Annotated in this window: 23 protein-coding genes and 1 riboswitch; of the genes, 11 read left to right on the top strand and 12 right to left on the bottom strand. The window is 58.7% G+C overall.

The genetic code is table 11. From position 1 onward, the window contains the following. Positions 1-11: 11 nt before the first annotated feature. Positions 12-719, bottom strand: coding sequence for a Crp/Fnr family transcriptional regulator (locus ACJSDX_RS04780; RefSeq protein ID WP_407993733.1), 708 nt, complete (start codon positions 717-719; stop codon positions 12-14). Positions 720-947: 228 nt separating this feature from the next. Between ACJSDX_RS04780 and ACJSDX_RS04775 the strand changes: the two genes are divergently transcribed. Next, positions 948-1,589, top strand: a complete 642-nt coding sequence (locus ACJSDX_RS04775; RefSeq protein WP_309566846.1) for a DUF642 domain-containing protein — start codon at positions 948-950, stop codon at positions 1,587-1,589. Between the two features lie 43 nt (positions 1,590-1,632). On the opposite strand, the gene ACJSDX_RS04770 is transcribed toward ACJSDX_RS04775, so the two are convergent. After that, the gene (locus tag ACJSDX_RS04770) at positions 1,633-2,631 is read right to left on the bottom strand and encodes an LLM class flavin-dependent oxidoreductase (RefSeq protein WP_407993732.1); all 999 of its coding nucleotides are present in this window, start codon (positions 2,629-2,631) and stop codon (positions 1,633-1,635) included. A 293-nt stretch (positions 2,632-2,924) separates the two neighbouring features. Here ACJSDX_RS04770 and ACJSDX_RS04765 point away from each other — a divergent pair, with 293 nt between their 5' ends. Continuing rightward, positions 2,925-4,481 carry a protein adenylyltransferase SelO gene (locus ACJSDX_RS04765; protein ID WP_407993731.1) on the top strand — a complete coding sequence of 519 codons (1,557 nt, stop codon included), beginning with the start codon at positions 2,925-2,927 and terminating at the stop codon, positions 4,479-4,481. Positions 4,482-5,163: 682 nt separating this feature from the next. Here ACJSDX_RS04765 and ACJSDX_RS04760 read toward each other — a convergent pair. After that, positions 5,164-6,615 carry a sodium:solute symporter family transporter gene (locus tag ACJSDX_RS04760; protein ID WP_407993730.1) on the bottom strand — a complete coding sequence of 484 codons (1,452 nt, stop codon included), beginning with the start codon at positions 6,613-6,615 and terminating at the stop codon, positions 5,164-5,166. Between the two features lie 521 nt (positions 6,616-7,136). Next, a riboswitch (TPP riboswitch) is annotated at positions 7,137-7,243 on the top strand. Between the two features lie 43 nt (positions 7,244-7,286). On the opposite strand from ACJSDX_RS04760, the gene ACJSDX_RS04755 reads away from it, so the two are divergent. From ACJSDX_RS04755 to ACJSDX_RS04745, 3 genes are all read left to right on the top strand, one after another. After that, entirely contained in the window at positions 7,287-8,072 is a 786-nt protein-coding gene (locus ACJSDX_RS04755) for a 3-oxoacyl-ACP reductase (RefSeq protein ID WP_407993729.1), read from the top strand. A 216-nt stretch (positions 8,073-8,288) separates the two neighbouring features. Next, entirely contained in the window at positions 8,289-9,578 is a 1,290-nt protein-coding gene (locus ACJSDX_RS04750) for an LLM class flavin-dependent oxidoreductase (protein WP_407993728.1), read from the top strand. A gap of 88 nt (positions 9,579-9,666) precedes the next feature. Beyond that, on the top strand, positions 9,667-10,929 hold the full coding sequence (locus ACJSDX_RS04745) for an MgtC/SapB family protein (protein ID WP_407993727.1): 1,263 nt from the start codon (positions 9,667-9,669) through the stop codon (positions 10,927-10,929). A 78-nt stretch (positions 10,930-11,007) separates the two neighbouring features. Here the strand turns inward: ACJSDX_RS04745 and ACJSDX_RS04740 are convergent, their stop codons facing one another. The 4 genes from ACJSDX_RS04740 to ACJSDX_RS04725 all read right to left on the bottom strand — a co-directional run bounded on the left by ACJSDX_RS04740 (position 11,008) and on the right by ACJSDX_RS04725 (position 16,920). Next, a complete protein-coding gene (locus ACJSDX_RS04740; protein WP_407993726.1) occupies positions 11,008-12,432 on the bottom strand; it encodes a sulfatase family protein in 1,425 nt (474 codons plus the stop codon). A 193-nt stretch (positions 12,433-12,625) separates the two neighbouring features. Further along, the gene (locus tag ACJSDX_RS04735; RefSeq protein WP_407993725.1) at positions 12,626-15,358 is read right to left on the bottom strand and encodes a TonB-dependent receptor; all 2,733 of its coding nucleotides are present in this window, start codon (positions 15,356-15,358) and stop codon (positions 12,626-12,628) included. Positions 15,359-15,452: 94 nt separating this feature from the next. Beyond that, positions 15,453-16,439, bottom strand: coding sequence for a FecR domain-containing protein (locus ACJSDX_RS04730; RefSeq protein WP_407993724.1), 987 nt, complete (start codon positions 16,437-16,439; stop codon positions 15,453-15,455). Continuing rightward, a complete protein-coding gene (locus ACJSDX_RS04725) occupies positions 16,420-16,920 on the bottom strand; it encodes a sigma-70 family RNA polymerase sigma factor (protein ID WP_407993723.1) in 501 nt (166 codons plus the stop codon). Before ACJSDX_RS04725 ends, ACJSDX_RS04730 begins: the two co-directional genes overlap by 20 nt. Positions 16,921-17,423: 503 nt before the next feature. Between ACJSDX_RS04725 and ACJSDX_RS04720 the strand changes: the two genes are divergently transcribed. Together ACJSDX_RS04720 and ACJSDX_RS04715 are read left to right on the top strand one after the other, a co-directional pair. Further along, positions 17,424-17,585 carry a type II toxin-antitoxin system CcdA family antitoxin gene (locus ACJSDX_RS04720; protein WP_510355929.1) on the top strand — a complete coding sequence of 54 codons (162 nt, stop codon included), beginning with the start codon at positions 17,424-17,426 and terminating at the stop codon, positions 17,583-17,585. Between the two features lie 58 nt (positions 17,586-17,643). Beyond that, a complete protein-coding gene (locus ACJSDX_RS04715; protein ID WP_407993722.1) occupies positions 17,644-17,901 on the top strand; it encodes a CcdB family protein in 258 nt (85 codons plus the stop codon). 12 nt (positions 17,902-17,913) lie between these two features. Here ACJSDX_RS04715 and ACJSDX_RS04710 read toward each other — a convergent pair whose 3' ends face one another. Then, on the bottom strand, positions 17,914-18,546 hold the full coding sequence (locus ACJSDX_RS04710) for a hypothetical protein (protein WP_407993721.1): 633 nt from the start codon (positions 18,544-18,546) through the stop codon (positions 17,914-17,916). Positions 18,547-18,760: 214 nt separating this feature from the next. On the opposite strand from ACJSDX_RS04710, the gene ACJSDX_RS04705 reads away from it, so the two are divergent. Then, positions 18,761-18,991, top strand: a complete 231-nt coding sequence (locus ACJSDX_RS04705) for a hypothetical protein (RefSeq protein ID WP_407993720.1) — start codon at positions 18,761-18,763, stop codon at positions 18,989-18,991. Positions 18,992-19,331: 340 nt separating this feature from the next. Here ACJSDX_RS04705 and ACJSDX_RS04700 read toward each other — a convergent pair whose 3' ends face one another. Together ACJSDX_RS04700 and ACJSDX_RS04695 are read right to left on the bottom strand one after the other, a co-directional pair. Next, the gene (locus tag ACJSDX_RS04700) at positions 19,332-19,658 is read right to left on the bottom strand and encodes a type II toxin-antitoxin system RelE/ParE family toxin (RefSeq protein WP_407993719.1); all 327 of its coding nucleotides are present in this window, start codon (positions 19,656-19,658) and stop codon (positions 19,332-19,334) included. Between the two features lie 2 nt (positions 19,659-19,660). After that, the gene (locus tag ACJSDX_RS04695; RefSeq protein WP_407993718.1) at positions 19,661-19,921 is read right to left on the bottom strand and encodes a type II toxin-antitoxin system Phd/YefM family antitoxin; all 261 of its coding nucleotides are present in this window, start codon (positions 19,919-19,921) and stop codon (positions 19,661-19,663) included. A 192-nt stretch (positions 19,922-20,113) separates the two neighbouring features. On the opposite strand from ACJSDX_RS04695, the gene ACJSDX_RS04690 reads away from it, so the two are divergent. Further along, positions 20,114-20,350 (top strand): hypothetical protein, encoded by a 237-nt coding sequence (locus ACJSDX_RS04690; RefSeq protein WP_407993717.1) that lies wholly within the window; start codon positions 20,114-20,116, stop codon positions 20,348-20,350. Positions 20,351-20,405: 55 nt separating this feature from the next. Beyond that, complete coding sequence (locus ACJSDX_RS04685) at positions 20,406-20,990, top strand: LexA family protein (protein WP_407993716.1); 585 nt, start codon at positions 20,406-20,408, stop codon at positions 20,988-20,990. Positions 20,991-21,294: 304 nt separating this feature from the next. Here the strand turns inward: ACJSDX_RS04685 and ACJSDX_RS04680 are convergent, their stop codons facing one another. Next, positions 21,295-22,323 carry an AraC family transcriptional regulator gene (locus tag ACJSDX_RS04680; RefSeq protein WP_407993715.1) on the bottom strand — a complete coding sequence of 343 codons (1,029 nt, stop codon included), beginning with the start codon at positions 22,321-22,323 and terminating at the stop codon, positions 21,295-21,297. After that, a complete protein-coding gene (locus ACJSDX_RS04675; protein WP_407993714.1) occupies positions 22,320-23,225 on the bottom strand; it encodes a GGDEF domain-containing protein in 906 nt (301 codons plus the stop codon). The genes ACJSDX_RS04680 and ACJSDX_RS04675 overlap by 4 nt, the downstream gene beginning before the upstream one ends. A 332-nt stretch (positions 23,226-23,557) precedes the next feature. Between ACJSDX_RS04675 and ACJSDX_RS04670 the strand changes: the two genes are divergently transcribed. Further along, a complete protein-coding gene (locus ACJSDX_RS04670; protein WP_407993713.1) occupies positions 23,558-26,077 on the top strand; it encodes a TonB-dependent receptor in 2,520 nt (839 codons plus the stop codon). Positions 26,078-26,175: the final 98 nt, after the last annotated feature.

Here is a 26,175-nt window from a genome sequence, read left to right as displayed (position 1 = left end):
AGTTCTTAGGTTTACGCGTATAGCAGCGAGGCGTATGCCTGGCGTACGACCTGGTAGCACTCGCATGCCATGCGTTCGAGGCCTGGCCGGTTCAACACGTGGATATGGCCGCGGCTGTAGCTGATCAGCCCTTGTTTCTGCAGTTTCCCCGCCGCTTCGGTGATGCCTTCGCGCCTGACGCCCAGCATGTTGGCGATGAGCTCCTGCGTCATGATGAGCTCGGTTTTGTGCAGCCGGTCCAGGCTGAGCAACAGCCAGCGACATAGCTGCTGTTCCAGCACGCAATGCCGGTTGCAGACGGCGGTCTGGGTGATTTGGGTGATGAGGGCCTGGGTGTAGCGCAGGAACAGGTGCGCGACGGCAGGACGGCGGTCGAAAATCTGCTTCAAGGTGCCGGCGCGGATGCGGTAGCCATACCCGGCGCTCTGCACCACGGCGCGGCAGGAAGAGGTATTGGTGCCCATGATGACCGGCGTGCCGACCATGCCTTCCTCCCCGACCACCGCAATTTCCGTCGATGCGCCGTTCTCCATGACGTAGAGCAGGGAGACGATGGCATCGACAGGAAAGAACACGTACTTCAATAATTGTTCCGATTCGTACAACACCTCGCCCAGCTGCATGGAAAGCGGTTCCAGGCTTGCTAACAGCTGCCGCTGATCCTCCAGCGGCAGCGCGTTGATCAAGGTATTGCCATGCGGGCTGAACGGAATGTCCATTTGGCCTCCAAGCAGGTGCTGCAATGCAGTATATGCCGATCGATCCGGCTTGGAAGGGCCAATTGCCGTGTATTAGTCCGATTGGGCTAATTTTCCTATAAATCATCAAGTTATGTGCGCTAGCGCACAGTAAGGCACATGGTTGCCATGCATGCTCGGTCCACCTGGCGCTCATAGCCGGGCAAACGTACTTTTCTTAAAGCAAATGACGATGAGAAGGAAGAGAAAATGAATAAACTGACTATGGCGATTTGTGGGGCGCTACTGGCTGCAAGCAGCGGGGTGAATGCAGCGAACATCGTGGTGAACGGGGGCTTCGAGGCTGATGCCATCTCGGGTTCCTGGGAACAGTTGCCTGCGGTGACTGGCTGGAGCTCGGACGGCGTGTTCGAAATACAGCGCGGCAGCGATCATGGCGGTTGGCCCGCATTCAATACTGCATTCGAAGGGGAACAGTACCTGGAGCTGAACTCGACCAACCTGACCTCGATCTGGCAGGACCTGACAACGACTTCCGGCGGTTTGTACAACCTCAGCTTTGCCTATTCCGGCCGCTCGGATACTCCAGGCGACCTGAACAGCGCATTGGAAGTGTATTGGGGCGGGAGCCAGGTGGTGGCAACCTCGGTCACCTCGCATAGCGGATGGGTGGAGTACCACTTCACCAACCTGCTGGCCTCCGATAGCCTGACCACTTTGAAGTTCGTCTCGATAGAGCCGCAGAATGCGCCTTCGTACGGTTCATTCCTGGATGGCGTGGTGGTCACTGCCGTGCCCGAACCCAGCACCTACGGCATGCTGGCGCTGGGCCTGGGCGTGATGGGCCTGATCAGCAGGCGCAGACGCCAGCACCAACATCCTCTCTACTAAAATACATTTCTTCTCAATGGGCCAGGCCGACGCCTGGCCTTTTTCATTCCGCCGCCAGCTTGTCGCGGATGGCGGCCACGGCCCGGTACGACTGCAGCCTGACCGCTTGGTCGAATACATGGCCGGTCACCATCAATTCGTCGGGCGCAAGGTCATTGAGCAATTTCCTCAAGCCGGCTTCCACGGTGGCGGCGGAGCCGACCAGCGAACAGGCCAGCATGCGTTCCACGCCGATTTTCTCGGCAGGCGTCCAGTATTGCTCGATGTCGTCCACCGGCGGCGGCAATTGTCCCGGTGTGCCGCGGTGGAGGTTGGTGAAGCCTTGCTGCTGGGAGCTGAACCAGTAGCGCGCTTCTTCATCGGTGTCGGCGACCAGCATATTGGCCGTGACCATGAAGTAGGGCTTGTCCAGCGAGGCGGAGGGCTGGAAGTTGCGGCGGTAAGTGTCCAGCGCCTGCAACAGGAAGGTGGGGGCAAAGTGCGAGGCAAACGCGAATGGCAAGCCATGGGCTGCGGCAAATTGGGCTCCGTAGAGGCTGGAGCCCAGTATCCAGATGGGGATGGTCAGCCCTGCGCCGGGCACCGCCCTGATGCCTTGGCCCGGCTGTGGCAAGGCGAAGTAGTCCTGCAGTTCGGCCACCAGTTCGGGGAAATCCTCACCATGCGCATGCAGGTTGCGCCGCAAGGCACGCGCGGTAGCCATGTCGCTGCCAGGTGCGCGGCCCAGCCCGAGGTCGATGCGCCCCGGGTAAAGCGATTCCAGCGTGCCGAATTGCTCCGCGATCGCCAGCGGGGCATGGTTGGGCAGCATGATGCCGCCCGCGCCGACGCGTATGGTCTTGGTGTGGCCGGCGACATGGCCAATGACGACGGCAGTCGCCGCGCTGGCGATGCCCGGCATGTTATGGTGCTCCGCCAGCCAGAAACGCCGGTAGCCTGACTCTTCCCCAACTTGCGCCAGTTCAATGGAGTTGTTGAAGGCCTGCGCGGGCGTGCTGCCCTGCACGATGGGGCAGAGGTCGAGGATGGAAAATGGAATCATCGCTTGCAAGTGTCGTTCATCAGGATGTTGTGGAAGACAGGTGTTTGCCCTTGAGGTTCGGTGCAAGCCCGATTATGCACCGGCCTCAACAATTTCTGTGGGTAACTTTGTGGGCATGATGGGCATTGAATAAATAAGCCGCTGTTATGCCATGCATAAATTGATCCTGCTTGTTTTTTAAGCATCTGCCAATTTAATTTATCTCACGGGAGAACATACAATACGGGACGCTGTCATTCCTATATACCTTCCCTGCTTCTTGAACCTTATTGATCGGCCCCCATACTTTGACCATGCTTACTTTTGATAACCGTTTCTTGCGAGAGCTGCCGGGCGACCCGGAAACCAGCAACCAGTTGCGCCAGGTATATGGCGCCTGTTGGTCCAGGGTGATGCCGACTTCGGTGTCTGCGCCCAGGCTGCTCGCCTATTCGCCCGAGATGCTGCAAACGCTGGGGCTGAGCGAGGAGGAGATCAAGTCGCCGGCGTGGGTAAGCGCGCTGGGCGGCAACGGCCTGATTCCAGGCATGGAGCCCTATGCCATGTGTTACGGCGGGCACCAGTTCGGCAACTGGGCGGGGCAGCTGGGGGATGGACGGGCCATCAGCCTGGGCGAGGTGGTCACTCCCCAAGGCCAGCGCTGGGAACTGCAGCTCAAGGGCGCGGGCGTGACGCCGTATTCGCGCATGGCGGACGGGCGCGCAGTGCTGCGCTCCTCGGTGCGCGAATTCCTCTGCAGCGAGGCCATGTACCACCTCGGCATCCCCACGACACGCGCCCTGAGCCTGGTGCAGACCGGCGACGTCGTGATCCGCGACATGTTCTACAACGGCAACCCACAGGCGGAAAAGGGCGCGATCGTCTGCCGGGTGTCGCCTTCGTTCATCCGCTTTGGCAATTTCGAGATTTTCGCCATGCGCGACGACAGGGAAACCTTGCAAACGCTGGTGGATTTCACCATCGACCGCGATTTTCCCGAACTGAAGGATTACCCGGAAGAAGAGCGGTTTGCAGAATGGTTCGCCATCGTCTGCGTGCGCACCGCGCGCCTGATCGCGCAATGGATGCGCGTGGGCTTCGTGCACGGCGTGATGAACACCGACAATATGTCCATCCTCGGCCTGACCATCGATTACGGCCCGTACGGCTGGGTGGACAATTTCGACCCGGGCTGGACCCCCAACACCACCGACGCGGCAGGCCGCCGCTATTGCTTCGGCCGCCAGCCCGACATCGCGCGCTGGAACCTGGAGCGCCTGGCGCAGGCGCTATATGCCTTGAAGCCAGAACGCGAGATCTACGACGAAGGCCTCATGCTTTACGACCAGGCTTACAACAAAGAGTGGGGCGCCGTGCTGGCGGTCAAGTTCGGCTTCAGTGCATGGCGCGACGACTATGAGCCCTTGCTCAATGAAGTGTTCGGCCTCATGACCCAGGCCGAGATCGACATGACCGAGTTTTTCCGCAAGCTGGCTTTGGTGGATGCCGCTCAGCCCGACTTGGCCGTATTGCAGAGCGCAGCCTACAGTCCGGCATTGTGGGAAACCTTCAAGCCCAGGTTCGGCGACTGGCTCAAGCTATACGCCCAGGCGACGATCGCGGACGGGCGCGACCCTGCCGAGCGGCGCGAGGCCATGAACCGGGCCAATCCGCGTTACGTGCTGCGCAACTACCTTGCCCAGCAGGCCATAGACCTGGCCGACGCGGGCGATACCAGCATGATAGAAGAGCTGCTGGACGTGCTGCGCAAGCCTTATGACGAGCAGCCGGGCAAGGAACGTTTTGCCGGCCTGCGGCCGGATTGGGCCAGGCACAAGGCAGGGTGTTCCATGCTGTCTTGCAGTTCTTGATTCAAGATTCCGCCATAGGCCATTTGTCTCCAATAATCAAGGGCGAGCGCAGCGAAGCCAAGTCGCTGTGGTTTTTCCTCCCCGTCTGGCTGCGCCGAGTAGCACAGCTTTTAATGGATTAAGGACTGGCGTCTGTCTGAGCGCAGCGAGTTCAGCCAGTCCCCATTAAAAGCGAGCAACGCAGGTTGCCCGGAACGTAGTGTAGGGACGCAGACAATCGGGTCGCCTTTTCTTTCACCTATTTCTTTTGGCGAAACAAAAGAAATAGGTTCGCCCGACGGGGCGAAACCCATCCTCTCGTCAATCACAATATGGATGAAGACTAAAAACCGTGAAGTTCGGTGGGTCTGGGGCTTGGATAATGAGTTAAGCAAACATGGTCTTGCCCCTTATCGCAAACCATTGAATCGTTGCCTTTCGCTTGTCAGCGAGTTACTTTCATTTGCTTCGCCAAATAAAAGTAACCAAAGCAAAGGCGACCCCGGAGTCTGCGCCGGGAGCAAGCTCCCGGTCCCCTGCGTTGCTCAATCTGTCTGGGAGCTTGCTGAACTCGCTGCGCTCAGACAGACGCAAGCTCTTTTTCCAGACAGATCTGCGCTACTCGGCGCAGCCAGACGGGGAATTCAAAATCAAACCCACACTTGGCATCGCTGCGCTCGCCCTTTTGGTTGGCTAGCTGACTTTAGAGTTGTTCCCGGTCCAGCCTGCGGCTTGCATGTGCCAGCGCGGCAAGTTCGAAGTGTTGTTTGCGTCGCTTGATCAAGCGGGTGAGGGCGATCACCGCGACAGGCGTCAATGCGGCCAGCAGGAAGGCTTCGAGCAGGTGGGTGGCGGGCTGGTCCGGCATGGGGAACATGAACAGTCCGGCCGCCAAGCCCGCTACCGTCCCGGTCACGGCCTCCGTGCCTGTATGCGAGCGGCTGAACAGGCCGAAGAACACGGGAAATGCCGCGGCGGCGCATAGCAGGTCCGCCAGCAGGAACAGGTAGAGCACGCTGTAGCCTTGCGCGGCGACAATCAGCACGGGTATTGCAACCAGCAGCACCAGCCAGCGCGACAGGCGCATCAGGCTGGCGGCGCTGCGCTTCGGCATCACCCGGCCGATGTCCACTGCCACGATGCTCGAAATGGCGCTGATGGCCGTGTCCGCGCTGCACATCACCAGCGAGATGCCGAGCGGAATCAGGGCGACGGCCAGCCAGAGCGGGATATTGGGCATGACCACGCTGAACAAGGCCACCGAGCTGTCGCCATCCGGTGTCGTCGCCATGAAGGCCAGCCCGAAAAGGCCCATGATGAAGATGAAGGGCACGACCAGCAGGCCGCCGAGCAGGAAGCCGTTGCGCATGGTGGGAATGTCCTTGGCGGAGTAGATGCGCTGCCAGTTGCCCTGGTGGAAGATGCCGGTGAGCAGGATGGCGACGAAGAAGGTCAGCCCGGCCTTGATGCCGCCGATATCCTCAAGGTTGATCAGCTGCGGCGCGGTTTGCTGCAGCTTTTCCGCGACCGGGGCAATGCCGCCGGTGGCCTGCCAGCCGATGAAGACCAGCGCCGCCAGCAACGGGATGATGATGACGATCTGCACCTTGTCGGTAAAGATGGAGGCGCGCAGGCCGCCGTAAGTGGTGTAGAGCAGGGTGAAGCCGAGCACGATGGCGGCGGTGGCCCAGAGCGGCACGGGCGCCAGCAGTGTCACCATCTTGGCGATGGCCGTGATCTCGGCGCTCATGGCGATGAACAGGTAGAACAGCATGATGGTCAGCGCGAGCAGGTACATGGGCTTGCCGTAGCGCGCCGCCAGGAACTCGGTGAGGGAGTGGCCGTTGGGCATCAGCTCGCGCATGCGCTTGCCGAGCGGGATCATGGCGATGCGCGGCGACATCGCGCCGATGGCGTAGCCGATCACGGCGGTCAGGCCGCCCCAGGTCGCCGCCTGCGCGGGCGAGAACAATATCCATGCGCCCAGCGACGAAGCCAGCAAGGTCATGATGCTGGCCAGCGTGCCCTGGCTGTTGCGCGCGACGATGTATTCTTCAAGGTTGCCGCGGAACCTGCGCGAATAGGCCATGCCGGCGATGGCGAAAACGGCGGCGAAAAAGACTAGCCAGGCGAGGGCGGCTTGCGTACTGAGCATTGTGTGGTGACTCCTATAATCGACGAACGGCAAGGAGTACGCCCATATGCGTGATTTCCTTCCCTTCGCCAGCATGATCTGGATCAAGTAAAGAGCCTGTTCACGATATTTTCATGGTTCCCGCAATTCAGCAAAAAAACGCAATCAAGACGTCTGCCGTAGGCCATGCTGATTGCCTGGTCAAGGCAGGCAACGCCGAGTGCGATTTTTTGCTGAATTGCCCACAGGGTTGCTTCGCCTCAAAAGTGTATGCTGCGTTGCAAATCCTCGCAGGGCAATCAGCCCTGCTGTGGTTTGCGCCTTGCATCCACATCTGATGCAAAGCAACGGGAACGATGAAAATATCGTGAACAGGCTCTAAGGGTCATGGCAATTGCCATTTCTCAGCCGCAAGCGGCTCCCCTAGGATTGAAACGGCAAAATTAAGGTGTTGCCGTTTCGCTGCCAGATTATAACGATTTTCATGGTGATTTTCACATGGTGCCGGATGTGAATTCTTTATATTCCATGCTATGGTTCTGTCTTTCGGCACGGGGTGCCCTGTTGCAGTATCTGCTTCAGGGCTGAGACCACACCCGTAATACCTGATCCAGATCATACTGGCGGAGGAATGCCTGTCGCAGCTTGTTTGCTGCGCATTCCTTTGCCATGAAAAATTGCAAAGGAATCGCATGGGCAATCCATCTTCACCGCTACTCCCGATTCAAGAACAACTCGTGCTCGTCACCGGCGCAGGCCGTGGGCTGGGCCGGCATATCGCCCGCGCTTTCCTCGATCAGGGAGCGAGCGTGGTCGTGAACTATCTGCATAGCGCGGACGCTGCTGCGGCCTTGGCGGACGAAGCGCCGGGGCGGGCCCTGGCAATCCGGGCGGACGTGAGCGACGCCGACGCCGTGCGGGCGATGGCGGAGCAGGCGCAAGCGCATTTCGGCAAGGCGATCACCACGGTGGTCAACAACGCCCTGCCCGACTTCAGGTTCAACGGCGATGCGCGGGCGCATGCGCATGATCTCGGCTGGGAAGGGTTGCAGCAGCAATTCGAGGGCGTGGTGCGCGGCGCGCTCAATACCGTACAGGCCTGCTTGCCCGGCATGCTTGCGCAGGGATGGGGGCGGGTGGTCAATATCGGCACCAACCTGTTCCAGAACCCGGTGGTGCCCTACCACGACTACACCGCCGCCAAGGCGGCGCTGCTTTCCCTGACGCGCACCTTGGCGCAGGACCTGGGGCCTGGTGGCATCACCGTCAACATGGTGTCGGGCGGCCTGCTGCGCACCACTGACGCTTCTGCCGCCACGCCGGATGCCGTGTTCGACCTGATTGCCGCGAGCACGCCATTGCGCCGCGTCACCACGCCGGAAGAGTTCGCCGACGCGGTGCTGTTCTTCGCCTCGCCCTGGTCGCGCGCGGTGACGGGGCAAAACCTGGTGGTGGATGGCGGCCTGGTCAAGAATTAGAGCCTGTTCACGATCATTTCATAGGGCAGGCTTTTAGCAGCTGAAAAGCTTCCTGGCATTGTTGCCCTGCCTTGCCGTACCAGTTGTACTGTCTGCGGCAGGGCGCCTAGCCAGGATCGCTACGCCAAGCTTTGTTAGCCGCTCTTGATCGCACATGCTATCCGCTGACTCAGCGCCTGCCATTCCTGAATTCACTAAAGAGGCTCTTGTTTTGCCATGATGCACATCAACCTGTTCCTGTTCGGCTGCGGCCACCACAACGCGGCCTGGCGCCACCCGGATTCCCAGGTCGAGCGGCTGGGCGATATCCGCTATTACGAGGAAATGGCGCAACTGGCCGAGCGCGGCAAGCTGGATGCCGTGTTCTTTGCCGACGGCCACGCCACCAACAACATCACCGACGGTCCGCGCTGGTTCCTCGAACCGGTGACCATGCTCACGGCCATCAGCCGCGCCACCCGGCACATCGGCTTGGTGAGCACCATTTCCAGCACTTTCTTCACGCCTTTCCATGCCGCGCGGCTGATGGCTTCGCTCGACCATATTTCCGGCGGGCGCGCGGGCTGGAACGTGGTGACTTCCATGTTCGACGTCGAGGCCAGGAACCACGGATATGAAGCCATGCCCGGCCATGCCGAGCGCTACGCCAGGGCGGAAGAGTTCATCCAGGCGGTGCTGCAGCTGTGGGATAGCTGGGACGACGGCGCGTTGCTCAACGACCGTGCAGGGGATTATGTCGATGAAAGCCTGGTGCGCCAGATCAACCACCGGGGCACGCATTTCCTCGTCGATGGGCCATTGACCGTGCCGCGTCCGCCGCAAGGCAACCCCGTGCTGTTCCAGGCCGGCGCTTCCGAGCATGGACGCGCGCTGGCGGCGAAATACGCCGAGGCGATCTACGCAGTGGCCTATGACCTGCCATCGGCCCAGGCCTATTACAGCGACGTCAAGGCCAGGGTCAAGGCCGCCGGGCGGCAGGTGGACGTGCCTATCCTGCCAGGCCTGGTGACTTTCATCGGCTCGACTGAAGCCGAGGCGCGCGCCAAGCAGCGCGAGCTGGATGAACTGCTGCCAGCGGAAACCTCGTTGCGGCAATTGCAGTTGTTCATCGACCAGGACTGCCTGGACTGGGAGCTGGATGGCCCGGTACCGCCGTTGCCGCCGCTGGAGGCCTTCACCGGCCCCAAGGGGCGCTATGCCACGGTGCTGCGCATCATAGCAACCGAGCGGCCCACGGTGCGCCAACTATTGGGCCGCCTGGCCGCCGGGGGAGGGCATTGCACCATGGTCGGCACGCCGGAACAAGTGGCGAACCAGATGGAACATTGGTTCCGCAACGGCGGCGCCGACGGCTTCAACCTGATGCCGCCGGTGCAGCCCGACAGCGTGCGGGACTTCGTCGACCACGTGATTCCCATCCTGCAGCGGCGCGGCCTGTTTCGCGAGGATTACGAGCACGCGACATTGCGCGGCCACCTGGGGCTGGCGAGGCCTGGGAGAAAGTAGCGCGGCTTCGGCTTTGCCGTTACTGGAGCCTGTTTCGGATATAGCGCCCTCATGTATGATGCAATTCATTGTGTGAGAAAGCTGCCTTATGCCTGAGTCCGTTTCCGTAGAAGTCATGTTGCACCTGCTCATCGCCCTGGGGGCAGGGCTATTGATCGGCGCCGAGCGCGGCTGGCAGGAGCGCGACGAGAAGGAGTCCTACCAGAGCGCGGGGATACGCACTTTCGCCCTCACCGGCCTGCTCGGCGGCTTGAGCGCCTTGCTCAGCCAGCATCTCGGAATCGCGGTCTGGGTGACGGTGCTGGTGGCGCTGATGCTGGTCGTCAGCATCGCCTACGTCGGCGATTTGCGCCGTACCGGCGACCAGGGCATTACCAGCGAGCTGGCGCTGCTGATCACTTTCCTGCTGGGCAGCCTGGCGCTCTCGGATTACGTCATGCTCGCCAGCGCCGGGGCGGTGGTGGTGGCCTTGCTGCTCAGCCTCAAGAATGTGCTGCATTCGCTCCTCAAGCGCTTGAGCGAGACCGAGCTGTCCGGCGCGTTGAAGCTGTTGTTCATCTCGGTGGTCATGTTGCCGGTGCTGCCTAACGAGAGCTACGACCCCTGGCAGGTATTCAATCCCTATACCACCTGGTGGATGGTGGTGCTGATCGCCGCCCTCAGCTTCATCGCCTATATCGCCGTGCGCCTGACCGGCACGCGCTACGGCTTGATGATCACCGCCATCCTCGGCAGCCTGGTTTCCTCCACGGCCATGACATTGACCCTGTCGCGCTTGTCTTCCAAGAACCTGCACAAGCTGCTCGCTGCGGGGTTGCTGGCGACGTCGGGCCTGATGTTCCCGCGCGTGCTGCTGGAAGTCGCGGTCGTCAATGCCTCCCTGTTGCCGCCGCTGGCCTGGTCGCTGGGAACGATGTTCCTGGTTTATATGGCAGGGGCGGCTGTTTTCTGGCGGCGCGCTGTCAAGGACGAGCCCGCAAACGCTGAAACCCCGCTGCGCAACCCGTTCGAGCTGGGGCCCGCGCTGCGGTTCGCCTTGCTGCTGACATTGATCCTGTTCCTGGTGGAGGCGGGCAGGCGTTACTGGGGAGATGCCGGCGTCTACCTGGTTTCCCTCCTGGCCGGGATCGCCGATGTGGATGCGATCACCTTGTCCCTCTCGCGCAGCGCGCGCAATGAGCTCGGCAGCCATGTCGCGGTGCAGGGCATCGTGCTGGCGGTCATCAGCAACAGCATATTCAAGGCGGCCTTGGTGGGCTTCATCGGCGGGCGGGAGCTTGCGTTGCGCACTTATCCGGTGGTGACGCTCGGCCTGGGTGCTGGCATATTGGTGATGCTGATGACAGCCTGATCGGCTGGTGGAAAAACAAGGGCTGCATTTGCAGCCCTTGTGTCGATTCAAACGTTAGTAGGATATCGTAAATAGCGTTTAAGGCGCAGGCACGCCGTATTTGTCCGCCTGCATCTTGCCGTTCACGCTGTGCGAGCGCACATCCGGGGTGATCGGCAGCATGCTGTTGTTCCACTGCTGCCATTTTTCCTTGAGTTCGGCCAGCACCTGCGGATGTTTCTCGGCCAGGTTGGCGCGTTCGCGCTGGTCCTTGCCCAGGTCGAACAGGAATTCGTTGCCGTTGATTTTCAGGTATTTCCAATCCCCAGAACGGACGGCTGCCTGTTCTTGTCCTTTGTAACGCCAGAACAAGGTGCGGGGGCGGATGGCGGCTTGGCCCAGGACCACGGGCAGCACGTTCTCGCCATCGGGCTGATATTGCGCATCGGGCTGCGTACCGGCAGCGGCAAGCAGGGTGGGCAGCCAATCCATGCTGGTGACCACCTGGTCGGAAACCTGTCCCGCCTTGATCTGTGCAGGCCAGCGGATGATGCCCGGCACGCGGATGCCGCCTTCCAGCAGTTCGGTCTTCTGGCCGCTGAACGGCCAGGTGTTGGAGAAGCGTTCGCCGCCGTTGTCGCTGGTGAAGACGACGATGGTATTGTCCGCCAGCCCTTGTTGTTGCAGCGTGTTCAGCACGCGGCCCACCGCTGCGTCCAGGGCCTCGACCATCTTGCCGTAGGTTTCGAGGCTGCCGCCGTCCAGGTGGAACAGGTTCTTGATCTCATGCGACACGGCTTCATCTCCCGGGCCTTCCCAGGGCCAGTGCGGGGCTGTGAAATGCAGGGAAAGGAAGAAAGGCTTGGCGGCAGTTTGCTTGCCTATGTATTGGCTGGCGTGGTTTGCCACTATGTCGGTGTAGTAGCCGACTTCCTTGACCGGCACTTCGCCCTCATACAAGCCGTCAGGCACATCGGAACCAACGCCTGGCTTGTGCGTGAAATAGTCCAGCGCCCCGGCGTAGTTGCCGAAGAACACGTCATAGCCGCTCTTGAGCGGCCCGAATTTCGGCAGCGAGCCCAGGTGCCACTTGCCGAACAGCGCGGTGTTGTAGCCGGCTTTCTTCAGCAACGAGGGCAGGGTCGGGTGCTCGGGCGGCAGACCTAGATGCTCCACGCTGCTGCCTGCAAGCGGTTCTTCCAGCCCGCCGCGCAGGCGGTACTGGTAGCGTCCGGTGATCAATGCGAACCTGGTGGCCGAGCACACGCAGGAATTGGCATAGGTCTGGGTGAGGCGCAATCCTTGCTGGGCGAGCTTATCGAGGTTGGGCGTCTTGAAGGCGGTCTGGCCGTAGACGCCCAGGTCGGCATAGCCGAGGTCGTCGGCCATGATGAAGATGATGTTGGGTTGATGCTTTGTCCCGTTGCTGCCGAGCGCAGCATTTGCCAGGCCGGCGTAAGGCAGTATCGCCAGTGCGGGAACGGCTTGCAGAATCCGGCGGCGTGTTGGTTTGAATTGTGTCACGATGTTTTCCCTTCAATCAGAGCATAAAAGTATGCAAGCCCGGCAATGCCAACATTGCCGGGGCGTGTTTCACTCACTTGGAGCGGCTAACAAAACTCAGCGAAGCGGTCTTGGCTAGGCGCTTTGCCGCAGACAGTACAAGTTGTACGGCAAGGCAGAGCAACGACGCCAGGAGCGCTTCGCTGAGCCGCGCTTAGAACTTGGTGCGGAATACCACGCCCAGATAGCGGCGCTGGCCGATACCGTCCCAAAGCACTGGGGTCGTGGCGTTATAGGAGCCGACGCTGGTGGTGTACACCTTGTCGAAGATGTTCTTGCCGACGATGTTGAGCTCCCAGTTGTCCTTCTTGCCGCCGATGATGCCGAAGCCGCCGTCGGTGACGGAGTAGCCGCCTTGCTCGCCGTATTCGGAAAGCAGGCCGTCAAGATTCTGCTTCGAGCGGACGACGGTGCTCATGAAGGCTTGTGCCTTGAGCCCTCCCCAGATCGGGCGCGTGTAGTGGAAGCCGAAAATACCGGTCAGCTTGGGCGCGGAGGAAATCTGCCTGCCGGTGTTGTCGCATGTGGTGGTGATGGGAAGGTTGAGCTCGGTTGGGCAAGTGGCGCCATCCCAGTCTGCGTATTTGGCGCGGTTGTAGGCGCCGGCAAAGGTGAACGTCCATCTGTCTGTCGCCCGGTATGCGCCTTCCAGTTCCACCCCTGTGGCGGTGATTTCAGGAATGTTGCCCAGCTGCGAGCTGTAACCGCTGGTGGAAGAGGGGTCTATGACCGTGGTGGTGGATTGGTAGCCCCTGACGCGGGTGCGGTAGAAGTTGGTGTTCAGCATCAATTTGCGGTCGAGGAACAGCCCCTTGAAGCCGAACTCGAAGTCCAACACCTTTTCCGGATCGGCATTGAGCGGCTGGCCGGTGCCGGTGACGAATGATACGCCGCCGGATTTCTCCCCGCCGGCCGCAGAGGCATAGAACATCAGGTCGTCGTTGACCTTGTAATTGGGGCTGATGAGCCAGGAGACGGAGTTGTCCTTGATCTTTTCGCCATCACGGCGGCCATATACGTTGCCGATGACATTGCTGCGGATGGCTTCGGCAGTGGCATCGCCAAAACCGCCGTCATTGCCCTCGGTCCATTTCTCGCCTGTGCTGTCCTTGATTTCATAGGTGTTGCGCAGGCCCAGGGTCAGGGTGGATTTCTCGGTCAAATGCCAGTTCAACTGGCCGAATGCGGCGTAACTGTCGGTTTCCGGCGTGAAGCGGCTGTACGATCTCAGGCCGTTCAATGATTGCCGCAGCAGGGAAGGGTTGCCGCTCAATGCATTGTATTGAGCTACGTTGGCATAGAATGCGCCGGCATCGCTGCCGTACTGGGTATGGTTGATCTGGTTGGTTTCGCTGTGCAGGTAGAAAAAACCGACCTGGTAATCGATGACCTCGCCGATATCGGAAGCCAGACGGAACTCCTGCGACCATTGCTTGGTGTCGACGAATGCGCCGAATTTGGCAATGTCGAACCGGGTCTGGTCCAGATCATTGATGCCGGTGAAGGAATATTTGCGATAGGCGGTGATCGAGGTCAGCACATGCGAGCCCAGGTTCCAGTCCAGCTTGGCTGAGGCGCCGTAGTTCCTGGTTTTCACAGGCTCCACCTGGCCGACGTCGAGCTTGTCCTTGGAGCCGATGATGGGCTGGTAGCCGTTGAAGTACCCTCGGGCCAGGCGCGAGCTGTAGCTGATGGGCCGGTTTGCGCCGGTGGCAAATGTCGTCGGGTCTTCCTGGAACGGCCGGGTATTGCTGTATTCCGACAGTTCCGAATAATCCACGCTGAATTTCGCGCTGAAATCCTCAGTCGGCGTCAGCAGCAACTGCACTTTGCCGCCCCGGCGGTTACGTTCGTGGAAACGCTGGTCGGAAAGCGTGTTGGGATTGGTGTTTTCCAGGTCGCCTTCCTGCCGGTCGAAGAAGAATGAAGCGCGGTAAGCTGCTACGCCATCCACCAGGGCGTCAGAGATGGAGCCGCGTGCGCGCATCGCGCCCGGGAAGTCGCTGCCGTTCTGCTGCGCGCCGACTTCACCCTCGAAATAGGCCTGGCGCGTGAAGGTGGGCTCCTTGCTTACGTACTGAACTACGCCCAGGGTGGTATTCTTGCCTTTCAAGGTGCCTTGCGGGCCGCGCATGACCTCGACGCGGTCGATATCGGTGAAGTCGAGGAAGCTCATGCCGGGATGGCTGAGGTAAACGTCGTCGACGATAACGCCTACCCCGGCCTCCATCGCCTCATTGACGGTGGTTTTGCCGATGCCGCGGATGGAGATGCCGGAGCGGCGGGAGTTGGGGATGGTCGCGGTCAGGCCCGGGGTGATGCGCGTCAGGTCGTCGATGGTGACGATACGTTCACGGTCCAGCTTTTCCGCACCGAATACGGACACCGGAATCGGGATGTCCTGGGCGATTTCCTCGCGGTTGCGCGAGGTGACGACTACCACGCCCAGCGCCGGGGTGCTTGCCTCTTCCAACTCTGTTTGCTGCGCGGCGTCCAAGGCCAGCGGCTTGTTGTCAGCGGCCGACTGCGAAGTTCTCTCCAGGGTGTAGCCTGCCGCGCTTCTTCTTGCGACCAGGCCGGTGCCCTGGAGCAGGGTGCTGAGGCCTGATTCCGTGGTGTAGCTGCCTTGCAGGTCGTGGCTGCGCAGGTTGCGTACCTGCTCTGGCGTGAACAGGATATTGACGCCGGCTTGCTTGGCGAACTGGTTCAGCGCATCGGTCAGCGGTTCGGCCGGGATATGGTATTCGCGCTGCGCGGCTTGCTGCTGGGGCTGCGCTTCTGCCGCTTGTAGCGCTGCGGGCAGCGAGATGCCAAGTGATACGGCAATCAGGCTGCTGGACAGCTTCAGCGCCAGTCTGGATCGTTGTGGCTTCTTGTGGGCGTGCATGGGGTTCCTTTGCATACATTCATGGACGGCATGATTGCCTTACATGGGATATGCCGAACCGCAAACTCAAACCCGACAAAAATAATGAAAAAATTTAAATTGATGCCCGGCGGCCCACGTTGATCCACCAGCGTGTTTTGTAATGGATGGCAACCGGCAGCCTGCGCGGCAAAAGGCTGAGCAGCTTGTCGGTGTCGTCGAGCTGGAATACGCCCGAAAGGCGCAGCTCGGCGACGGATGGGTCACACTTGATATAACCCTGCCGGTAGCGGGCGACTTCGGCAATGAAGTCCGCCAGGCGCATGTCCTTGACGATCAGGGCGCCATGGGTCCAGCCGTCCGCCTCGATGGGCATTTGCACAAGGTCGAGATGATCTTTGTGGATGAGAAAATGCTGGCCCGCTTCAGCCACTTCCTGCGGCGACTGAAACGCCGAAGGCGTCATGGCGACTTTGCCTTGCTGCATGTTGAGCAGGGTCGCGTCATCTTCCAGCCGCACCACGAATCGGGTGCCGATCGCCTCAAGCAGCACATCCCGGGTTTGCACACATAGCGGTCTTTTGTGGGGGGAGTGCGCATCCGGGCCGCTTGAAACCATGATTTCGCCCTTGTTCAATACAATCAGGCGCCGGTTCTCGTCAAAGCGGATGTCCACGGCGCTATCGGTATTGAGGAACAGCTCGCTGCCATCGGCCAAGGTGAGACTGCGGCGCTCCCCGATGCCGGTGCTGTAATCCGCGATCCATTGCTGCCACGGTGCGATCTCGCGCCCGATCAGCGTCGAGCTGCCGGCGAGTATTGCCAGGGTGAGCAGTTTGAGGGAGCGGCGTTTTTGCGTGCGCTGCATGGTGGTTTGCAGTACTTGCGCCGCCTGGGCGTTGTCCGGCAGGGCGTGCAGGTTTTCCCGCATCTCGCCGTGCATGAGGCTGACGCGCTGCCAGGCCAGCTCGTGCCGCGGGTCTGCCTGGCGCCATGCCGTGCATGCTGCAAACACGGCGGCATTTCCGCGATTGCTTTGCAGCTTCACCAGCCAGTCGATTGCCTGCTTGACCAGTGTGTCGTCAAGTCGCGGCGATGTCATCGCTGAAGCGCAGTTGGTAGCATTGAAAAAGCGCCTCTGCCACATAGCGTTCCACCGTCCGCACGGACACGCTGAGCGCCTTTGCGATCTCCGCGTAAGGCTTTTCCTCGAGCTGAGCAAGGAGGAAGGCGTGGCGCACCCTGGGCTTGAGCTTTTCAAGCGACTGGGCGATGGCTTCCAGCGTCGACAACACGATGTGCTGCTGCTCCAATGAAGGTACGGCGTCCTGGGGCAGGGCATGCATCGCCTCCTGCCAGGCCCGGTGCAGGTCTTCGCGCCGCCAGTGGTCTATGACCAGGCCGCGGGCGATGGTGAGCAGGAAGGCGCGAGGCTCCTGCAGTTGCGTTGGATGTGGTTTGAGCAGCAACTTGAGGAAAGTGTCATGCGCAATATCGGCCGCCTGGGCATGGCAACCGAGCTTGCCGCGCAACCAGCCGAATAGCCATGAGTGATGCTGTAGATATAAATGTTCAGTATTCATGACGCAGTTATTTTTTGAACAGACCCTAAGCGAGGCTAACAAAACTCAGCGAAGCGCTCCTGGCTAGGCGCTCTGGCGCAGGCAGTACAGCTAATACGGCAAGGCAGAGCAACAATGCCAGGAGAGTTTTTTTAGTCTAAATGCGCAATTGATGCTTCCTGATTTATTTATTAAGTTATCACATCATTGTGCGGTCTAAATATAATTAATAATTATTAATATAGACGTTTGTTGCCATCGCCCGACAGTCAGATTTTTTGCTTTGCTGCGAAAATATCCAGCCTGGTAACAACATGAAGGTTTTTCCATTAGGGCTTTAGACAAGCTGAAAGCATGCTACCCGGGGCACTTGAATTCGCATTGGCTACGTGAAAATTTGCAGTGCATCGGATATGCGCATATATTGGAGGGGCGTTTAATGTGTCTTTTGTTTTTGATACTCGGGCTCCCAAAAAGCCGGCCAATGTCACTATTAATAGCGATCTGCTGGCTAAACCAAGGGGTTGAAGGTCAACTTGTCCGCGACATTGGAAATCGTTCTGGTCGAACTGGTGACTGCTAGACAGCGTGAACTTTGGAAGCAGGAAAACCAAGCCGCTATTGAGCGTTACAACGAAATAGTGGAGAAGCATGGTAATTTCAGTGATGGCTTGAGGCGTTTCTGATGGCGCAGTTTTCTGTCTATAAGAATCCTAACCGGGTCACCAGTGAGGCCTATCCTTCTTGCTGGATATCCAGACCAACCTGCTCAATGACTTAAGAACAACGGTAGTTATTCCCCTTTGTCAGTCAGACCTGACTGGGCATGCGGCGATTACCAGACTCTGCCCGGTGATCAAGGTGGAAGGAAGAGCCTATATTGCACTAACCCAGCAAATCGCAGGAATTGACCGTAAAGCTCTCGGCAATGAAGTAGGGGATTTTTCGCAATACCGGGACGACATCATTGCTGCATTGGATTTCATGGTTTCCGGGATATGAAACCTGGATGGATCAGAATTGCCAGGAAAGTTGTGGATCACTGACGTAAATTCGCACATTTGGTTTTAATTTTCCGGGACAAGGCATAAACGAATCATCAATCACCTCAATGCGATCGAATAGAGAAGGCTGGGTCACGCAAACCTGAATGGATCGTCCAACCCTTTTCTCCAAAGTCTTCGTGGTGATGCAGAAATGCGTGCTCAATGCCTGCTTGTCATGGTCAAATTGATCAAAGCTCACGATATAAGCCTTGGCTTCCGAATAGCTTCTCGTGATCAATTGTTGTTTTTCTCTGCTGCTTTCATTCCATAGCAAATAAAATAATGGGTTGCTGTTTTCCGGGGCGGGGATATCTATTCCCCTGAAAGAATCTTCTTCATCAAATGCATGGATACGCAAAGCGTATTTAAGGCGGTAATCCATTCTTTTGATGAAACGGATAGTCAGCCATGCTGGCACCCAGCCCTTTTCTTCTGAGTAAAGGTCAGGATAGCGGCCATGAGCTGCAAAAAATTCTTCCAGCAGCAGATATGTTTCATTTTCCATATCCATCATGGAATATTCCCCGGCGGATTGATAAACAATACGCCTTAAATCTTTTCTAATGGCCGATAAAAAATCATTAAAAAACATGAGATCCATACAGCATTTAATGCTCAATGTGATGATTGCAGAAATTTCTTATTAATTAGGAGTCGACAGCCTCCCGACTGCAACACAGTATAAAGCGCTCTGGGAAAACTGCCAGGCAGCTTGTGCTGCGTAAATTGGTTGGTATAAGTGATGGAACAGATGGGGTGCGTTAAATTTTGGATTCCTCAATTGGCGATTTTCAAAATTTAATAAGGAATCAAGTATGAAACATCACGAAATGACGGTAACAAGAGCACAAGGGTCGTGGTCGATACGTTGGCCATCTGTGGGAACAGATGCGTTAAATGCGTTATATAGCATTCCGATTGTAATTGATGCCCATGTGATTCTGGAAACTGGTGAATTTGTTGCAATTTCCTATGTCTGCGAGGAAGGAAAGACATTCTGGGCAACAGAAGAGGTGCTTGCTCGCTTCAATTTAAGACGATTGTAGCAGGGCTGCTTTGGTAAAAGCCCGGTTTCCCCGGGCTTTGCTATCTTCCGATGACGTACAGCGAGGATCGTGACTGGCATCTATGTCGATGCGATAGTGCTCGACGTAGCCGCTGTCGCCGAAGTCGATCATCTGTTCCTGACACTCTTCGGGCAGATCTTGGGTAGAACGACTGGGGTACTAGTGGCAGGCTGGAGCGGCGCTAGTACCTGCATCTCTTCGCGAAAAGCGCTTGGCAGCATCGAGGTTCCATGCAGCCTGATGGTCCGATACTCTTCCCAAGCCTTGCGCGTGTCTTACCGGAAAGCCTCTCGCTTTTCTTTGCGCTTGATCGTCTTGGTCATTGGCTGAAAAGCCTCTTTAGTAGGTGTGTTCTAAAATCTTTTCTTGTTCCAATGAACATGTGAATGATGATCAGGTAATTATCGAATTCATAGACAATTCTTGTTTGCTGCACCAACGCATATCTGATATTGGTAATGCCAATCTCTTTCAGTTCATCGATATGGCTTCCAATTTTGGGATTTTCCTTGATGAGCCTGAAGCAGCCTTTATATTCTGCGTTGATCGTGTGCCAGACGGAATCGCCAAATTCTCTTTTGACATACTTCTTGATATCTTTGAATTCTTCCTTGGCGCTATCAAGGATGACGAATCTTCGGGACAAGATTAATCGTCCATTTCATTAAGGAAGGCTTCGGCATTACTGAATTTGCCTTCATTGAATTCTTTCTTTCCCAGTGCAAGCAGCTTGAGAAGCGCCATGGTCTCTTGCTGTTTTTCGTACTCGCCGATATCCATCACGACCATCTTGGCTTCACCATTCTGGGTGATGATGACGGGCTCAGGGTTGGTGGCGAATTCCTTGACGAGCTCCGCCGCATTGGACTTCAAATAGGTGATAGGCCTGATTTGTTCTGCCAGGGACATGGAAATATCCTTTCATTGCATGCAATAGGACAGGATACAGGCCGAATTCAGTCTTGCCAAGCGAGGGTTGGCATCGTGACTAGCCTGGCATCGAGCAGTGCCTGGAGTAGTCAATAAAAGCTTTATAGTAATAATCTTTCAACCTGGGCAACGGGGTTTGATATGATGCCGCCCTTTTAAGGAGGAGTGCGCATGGCAGACAACCAGAAAAAAGCCAATATGGTGATCCTAGACCGGCCGATGATCTCGGTGGAAACGACGGAATACAAGGAAGTCAGAATCACAGTGATCGGCATGGATGGGGCGATGGAAAACATTCGCCAGCAGGAGTTGTTGTTTCCGCTGGATTGCGCGGAGCAGGTGGGGCAGTTCTTGTTGCAGTTGGCGGGGCAGGCAGGGAGTGTCGAGACAGGCAAGAAACCTGGCTAGTGAAAGAAAAACAGGGGCTTGACATTTTGTACATTCGTACAGTAAATTTCCATCCATGGGACAAGACAAAGATTTTGAATACCTGGGCAAGATCCAGGACTATTTCGCTGAGCACAAGACATTGCCTACGTTCAGCCATGTGGCGCAGTTGCTCGGGTTCAAGTCAAAGAATGCCGTGACTTCGTTCGTGGCACGCCTGAAGCTGCAAGGCTTCATCGACTACGCGCCGGACAAGCGGCTCAAGCCGGGCAGGCGCTTCTTCGAGCGCATCATTGCCGAGAGCACGGTGCAGGCCGGGTTCGCCACCCCTACCTATGGCGACAGCCTGGACACGATGGGGATAGACGATTTCCTGATCGAGAAGCCGTCGCAGACCATCCTGATCACGGTGCGGGGTGACTCCATGAAGGACGCGGGCATTTTCGACGGCGACGTCGTCATCGTCGAGAAGCGCGCGTTCGCCAATGTCGGGGATATCGTCGTCGCCATCCTCAACAAGGAATTCACGCTCAAGACCTTGGGCAAGGAAGGCAACCAGTTTGTGCTGATTCCTGCCAACAAGGATTTTCCCGTTATCCGGCCGAACGGGGATTTCGAGATATTCGGCGTGGTGGTCGGCCAGTTCCGCAAGTATTCCTGAGCGTTTATCCTTAATCTCGACGGGCTGCCTATAAAACGGGCAGTCCTGTTTCTTTCCATCGTATCAGCCGCTTGGCTGCTGTTTCCCCAGGCCGCCCACAATGTTATGCACAGACTTTGTGGGCAGGTGTTGATGGTTTGCCCGCCAGCATATCAACGGGTTGGTCCGCCACCTGAGGCAATCTGCCTTACTCTAAATTCGAACAAAAACTGCATGTTGCCGTGGCCAATGGCCGGTATGGCTTCCCGCTGATTCTTGTTTTGTTCTTGAGCAGCTTTTGCTGCTGCTTGTCAGGGCAGGCCTGCTATTGAACGCCTTGGGTTTGCAGGCGCAGCATCGAAGGCGTCAGCCCGGTCCAGCGCTTGAGCGAGCGGCGGAAGTTGTTGACGTCGTGGAATCCGAGGTAGGCGGCGATCTGGTCGTTGCTGTAGCCGTGTTCTTGGATCAGCTGCAAAGTGACGTGGATGCGCACCTGGTCGAGCTCGGCCTGGAAATGGGTGCCGTGCAGCGCGAGGTGGCGCTTGAAGGTCGCGGGGCTGACGCCGAATTCGGCGCTGGCTTTTTCCAGCGTCGGGCCGGTGCGGATATGCTCGAGCAGATAGTCGTAGAGGCTGGCAAGCAGGCTGCGCCAGTATTCCATCTCCATGCCAGCAAGGGCGGCGGATACCGCGATTTCGCTGCCGCGCGGCCATGGCTGCTCCAGCCATCCCAACGGCAGGCTCATGGCGTCCAGGTGGTCGTTGAAATGCAGGTCCTGGCCCAGGTGCACGACATATTGCTCGATATGCGCGGGACGAGTGCGGTTGAAGCGGTAGCGCCACGGCAGTTTGCTCTCGCTTAGCCAGCGGCTCATGCCGGCGACCGCGGCCATCATCATTTCGACGGTGAAGCCGCGCAGGCGCGGCGTGATGCAGCTATCCGTCCAGTAGATCACGGCATGCCCCGAATGCTCCACGAGGTGCGGCGCGAGCAAGGGGCTCAGCCACGACTGGTACGCGACCAGGATGTTCAGGGCCTGGCGCAGGTTGCCTGCCTGCAGCATGGCATGGCTGAGGTTGCCGTAATGGCCCGGTAGCAGTTGCTGCCCGAGCATGAAGCTGGTGTCGGCCGCAGCTAGCCCGCTTTGCAGGTTGGAGAGCAGTTGCAGGTAGTCCGAGGGGCTGACCAGGGTGGAAGGCGCAAGGATATCCTGCTCGGAAAGCCTGGTACCGCGCAGCAGTTCCTGTGCCGCCATATCCCGGCTGAGCGCGTATTCGAGCAGCAAGGCGGCCTGGTGCCTTGCCGGGATGAACGGCGTCGTTGTCAGGTAATAGCGCTGTATGGTCGAGGTCACGATACGGCCGGGGTTGCGTGCATAGCGGTTTGCGATGGCGCTTCGAGCCTGGCGTTCATCTTGGCGAGCAATTGCTCGGGGTCCTGGTCGGCGCGGGCGCAGGCTGTCCTGGCGGAGAGGTTGATGCGGTGTTTGCCGTCGCGCGTGTGGTGGGCCAGGGTGGCGATGGCCTGTTGCAGGTGGGCGGCGCTCCACCTGGCCTGGATTTCCTCCATGTCCGGCAGCAGGATGGCAAAGCGGTCGCCGGCATAGCGGCAGACGAGGTCCTGCGGCCGCAGGTTGAGCAGCAGCAGGTGGCTGACGGCCTGCAGCAGCCGGTCTCCCTCGCGCTGTCCATATTCGCGGTTGACCTGGTGGAAGTTGTCGAGATCGAGCAAGACCAGCATACCTTCGTCGCCGAGGTGGTTTTCCTGCTGCATGCGGATCTGCCGGTAGAGGTAGCTGGCGTCGGCGAGCTGGGTGATGCGGTCGAACGAGCGATGGTCGCGGAACAGGCGCTCGCGCTTCTGCATGTGCTCGTTGAGGACGGCCTGCTCCTGCCGCCAGTAGTAGAGGCCTACCGTCACGATCAGCATGCCTACCGGCATGAGCGCTTCCAGCCAGTTGTCCCAATATTGCGTGGAGGGAATCGCGAAGAATTCATCCAGGCAGTCGGCCCAGGCGCCGAGCATGATGGTGATGAGCCCGCTCGCGAGCAGCATGGTGACACGGCCGCCAGGACGGCTGCTGACGATCAACAGCGCCCAGAGCGCCGCCATGGCGGCGGTGCCGCCTTCGCCGACGATATCCATCCATTTCCAGGCGGACATGGGATGAGGCTGGCCCAGGCTGGCATAAAGCAGCGAGGTGGTGAGCAGCAGCGCGAAAATGCTGAAAAGCGCGGTATGGTTGAGTTGGGGCATGGTGGATTGCCTTGTATGGACTGATGGCAATCCTAGGACATTTGCATGACAGAACGATGATGAAACGGTGAATGGCGGGGAGGGGGTGCGATCGGCTCACGGCTTTGCGGCAACTTCGGATGCGCAAAGGCAAGATTCGGCTAACTCTTTGTCGGTGAGGCGCGTAGTGCAGGGAAGTGCCAGGGTCTTAAAAGCTCAGCTTGAATTGATTTTTAACGTAAGTAGTTGATTTTTATTTTTTAATTTTATCACTGTCATGGAAATGAAATTTTTCACGGTTAGCTTGTGCGGCATTCGCAACGACTCAAGCAGTTTTTTAAAGGGGAATGACCGTGCAGGAAAATCATGTTGAATTGAAGCTGGGCAAGGCAAGGTGTGGCCTGCCGACCAGAGCGATTGCGGCGGCGATCGCGCTGATGGGCGGGCTGGCGCAGGCGGACGATACGCCCGAGCTGGTATTGCCCGTGGTGTCGGTGGTAGGGCAGGCGGCCAGCATGAACAGCGCGCTGGACGTGCAGCAGATGGCTGACAATATCGTCAGCGCGGTACATGCGGACGATATCGGCCAGTTGCCGGATACCAACGCAGCGGAAGCCTTGCAGCGTATTCCCGGCATATCGATCGAGCGTGACCAGGGCGAGGGGCGCTATGTGCGCATCCGCGGCCTCGGGCCCGACCTCAATGCCGTGACCATCAACGGCAGCCTGGTACCGGCGCCGGAAAGCGACCGCCGCGCGGTATCGCTCGACGTATTGCCTGCGGGCCTGATCCGCTCGCTGGAAGTCAGCAAGACCTTGATGCCGAGCCAGGACGCGAATTCGATCGGCGGCACGGTCGAGGTGAAGACGATCTCGGCCTTCGACCATAAGGGCATGTTCTATTCGCTGGAGGCGGGCGCTTCCCACGACAGCAATACCGACCAGGAAGGCCCCAATTTCGCGGCGGCGTGGAGCAACCGCTTCCTCGACGGCAAGCTCGGCATCGCGTTGGGGGTGAATTCCTCCAAGCGCAAGTTCGGCTCCGAGAATGCCGAGACCGGCGGCGCATGGGATTTCTCCGGCCCGCGCCCGGCACTCGAGGAGTTCCAGCGCCGCGACTACGACATCACGCGCGAGCGCCAGGGCGGCATTCTCAACCTGGACTATCGCCCCAACGACAATGAGTCCTACTACCTGCGCACGCTGTACAGCCGTTTCGTCGATAACGAGATACGCCAGCGCCACAACATCGAGTTCGATAATCCCCAGTTTGCAGGAGAGCTGGGCGACGCCGAGTCCTCGCGCGAGTTGAAGGCGCGCGAGGAAACGCAGGATATCGCTTCCATTGTGCTCGGGGGTGAACGCACCTTCAAGGACTGGAAGGTGGCGGTGGCGTTCGGCACCAGCCGCGCGAGCCAGGATACGCCCGATGCGATCGACGCGGCCAGCTTCGAATCCGGCGAGACCTATAACGCCGGGTATTCCAGCTCCAGGCTGCCGCGCCTGATCGGCGGCAGCGGCATCAACAACGCAGCCGACTACGAGCTGGATTCCATCGAGCTGAGCAAGCAGAAGACGGTGGACCGCGAGCGCAACCTCAAATTCGACATCGACCACAACTGGCAGTTATTCGGTATCGATTCCGAGCTGAAGTTCGGCGCCAAGGCCAGCCGCCGCAAGAAGACCAATGAAATGACCGCCTGGGAGATCGACGGCGGCGATTTCGGCAATCCATCGCTCGCGGGCTTCCTCGGCAGCAACGTGGATTATGCCTATGGCAATTACGGCTCGTCGATCAACCGTTCCGCGGTCAAGCGCTTCCTGTCGGGGGTGGATATGTCCGGCTACGTGAACGAGGAAGAATCGAGGATCAACGATTTCTCCATGCGCGAGGATATCAACGCGGCCTACGCGCAGAACATCTTCAACCACGGCATGTGGCGCATCCTCGCGGGCGTGCGTTACGAGCAGACCAAGTTCAGCGCCAACGGCACGTCGGTCGAGGACGGCGCCTATAGCGACGTCAGGGCGTCGCGCAAGTACGATCACTGGTTGCCGGCATTGCATATCCGCCGCGACCTCGACAACGACACCTCGATCCGCGCCGCGCTGACCAACTCCGTCGTGCGCCCGACCTTCGGCCAGCTCGCGCCGGGCGTGGTCATCAACGCCGACGAAGCCAGCTTCGGCAATCCCTCGCTGAGTCCGATGGAATCGCGCAACCTCGACCTGGGCATCGAGCACCGCATCGGCTACGCGGGCGTGCTTTCCGCCTATGTCTTCCACAAGGACATCAAGAACTTCGTTTATCGCACCGACCTTGCCGGCACCGGCATGTGGGCGGACTTTACCCATGCGGACACCTATGCCAACGGCAGCTCGGCCAAGGTCAAGGGCCTTGAGCTCAACTACATGCAAAGCTTCAAGGAACTGCTGCCTGCGCCGTGGAACGGCCTGCTGCTTTCGGCCAATGCCACTTTCGTCAGCTCCGATGCCAAGATCGACGGCTATAGCGACGGCGTGCTGGCGAGCCGCAAGATCTCGCTGCCCAGCCAGTCCGACCGCACCATGAACCTGATGGTCGGTTACGAGCGCGGCCCTCTGAACATGCGCCTGGCGGCCAATTACAAATCTAAGTACCTGCTCGAGGTGAACGACATTGCCGATTCCCGCGGCGACCAGTACGTCGATGCGCAGACGCAGTACGATTTCTCCGCCCGCTACAATATCGCCAAGCAGGCGCAGATCGTGTTCGAGGTGCTCAACCTGACCAACGAGAAATATTACGTCTACACCGGCAGCCGCAGCCTGAACGCGCAATACGAGTCCTACGGCCGCACTTACCGGTTGAGCATGAAGATAGCGACGTTCTAGGCGAGGCTGACGAAAGAGCGGCTCACAAAACGCTCCTGGCGTTGTTGCCCTGCCTTGCCGCACTCCTGTACTGCCTGCGGCAGAGCGCCTAGCCAGGA

The sequence above is a fragment of the Methylobacillus draconifructus genome (genome assembly GCF_045984355.1).
GTDB classification, from domain to species: Bacteria; Pseudomonadota; Gammaproteobacteria; order Burkholderiales; family Methylophilaceae; genus Methylobacillus; species Methylobacillus flagellatus_A.
Note: the sequence above shows the minus strand (reverse complement) of the source record. Positions and strands in the feature narration are given on the sequence as shown.

Excerpts from the sequence above, each read along its gene's own strand:
- ACJSDX_RS04690 (WP_407993717.1), top strand. The coding sequence starts at position 20,114 with ATGGCAGACAACCAGAAAAAAGCCAATATGGTGATCCTAGACCGGCCG.
- ACJSDX_RS04765 (WP_407993731.1), top strand. The coding sequence starts at position 2,925 with ATGCTTACTTTTGATAACCGTTTCTTGCGAGAGCTGCCGGGCGACCCG.
- ACJSDX_RS04710 (WP_407993721.1), bottom strand. The coding sequence starts at position 18,546 with ATGGATCTCATGTTTTTTAATGATTTTTTATCGGCCATTAGAAAAGAT.
- ACJSDX_RS04695 (WP_407993718.1), bottom strand. The coding sequence starts at position 19,921 with ATGTCCCTGGCAGAACAAATCAGGCCTATCACCTATTTGAAGTCCAAT.
- ACJSDX_RS04685 (WP_407993716.1), top strand. The coding sequence starts at position 20,406 with ATGGGACAAGACAAAGATTTTGAATACCTGGGCAAGATCCAGGACTAT.
- ACJSDX_RS04770 (WP_407993732.1), bottom strand. The coding sequence starts at position 2,631 with ATGATTCCATTTTCCATCCTCGACCTCTGCCCCATCGTGCAGGGCAGC.
- ACJSDX_RS04760 (WP_407993730.1), bottom strand. The coding sequence starts at position 6,615 with ATGCTCAGTACGCAAGCCGCCCTCGCCTGGCTAGTCTTTTTCGCCGCC.
- ACJSDX_RS04705 (WP_407993720.1), top strand. The coding sequence starts at position 18,761 with ATGAAACATCACGAAATGACGGTAACAAGAGCACAAGGGTCGTGGTCG.
- ACJSDX_RS04750 (WP_407993728.1), top strand. The coding sequence starts at position 8,289 with ATGATGCACATCAACCTGTTCCTGTTCGGCTGCGGCCACCACAACGCG.
- ACJSDX_RS04755 (WP_407993729.1), top strand. The coding sequence starts at position 7,287 with ATGGGCAATCCATCTTCACCGCTACTCCCGATTCAAGAACAACTCGTG.
- ACJSDX_RS04775 (WP_309566846.1), top strand. The coding sequence starts at position 948 with ATGAATAAACTGACTATGGCGATTTGTGGGGCGCTACTGGCTGCAAGC.
- ACJSDX_RS04730 (WP_407993724.1), bottom strand. The coding sequence starts at position 16,439 with ATGACATCGCCGCGACTTGACGACACACTGGTCAAGCAGGCAATCGAC.
- ACJSDX_RS04725 (WP_407993723.1), bottom strand. The coding sequence starts at position 16,920 with ATGAATACTGAACATTTATATCTACAGCATCACTCATGGCTATTCGGC.
- ACJSDX_RS04780 (WP_407993733.1), bottom strand. The coding sequence starts at position 719 with ATGGACATTCCGTTCAGCCCGCATGGCAATACCTTGATCAACGCGCTG.
- ACJSDX_RS04675 (WP_407993714.1), bottom strand. The coding sequence starts at position 23,225 with ATGCCCCAACTCAACCATACCGCGCTTTTCAGCATTTTCGCGCTGCTG.
- ACJSDX_RS04735 (WP_407993725.1), bottom strand. The coding sequence starts at position 15,358 with ATGCACGCCCACAAGAAGCCACAACGATCCAGACTGGCGCTGAAGCTG.
- ACJSDX_RS04745 (WP_407993727.1), top strand. The coding sequence starts at position 9,667 with ATGCCTGAGTCCGTTTCCGTAGAAGTCATGTTGCACCTGCTCATCGCC.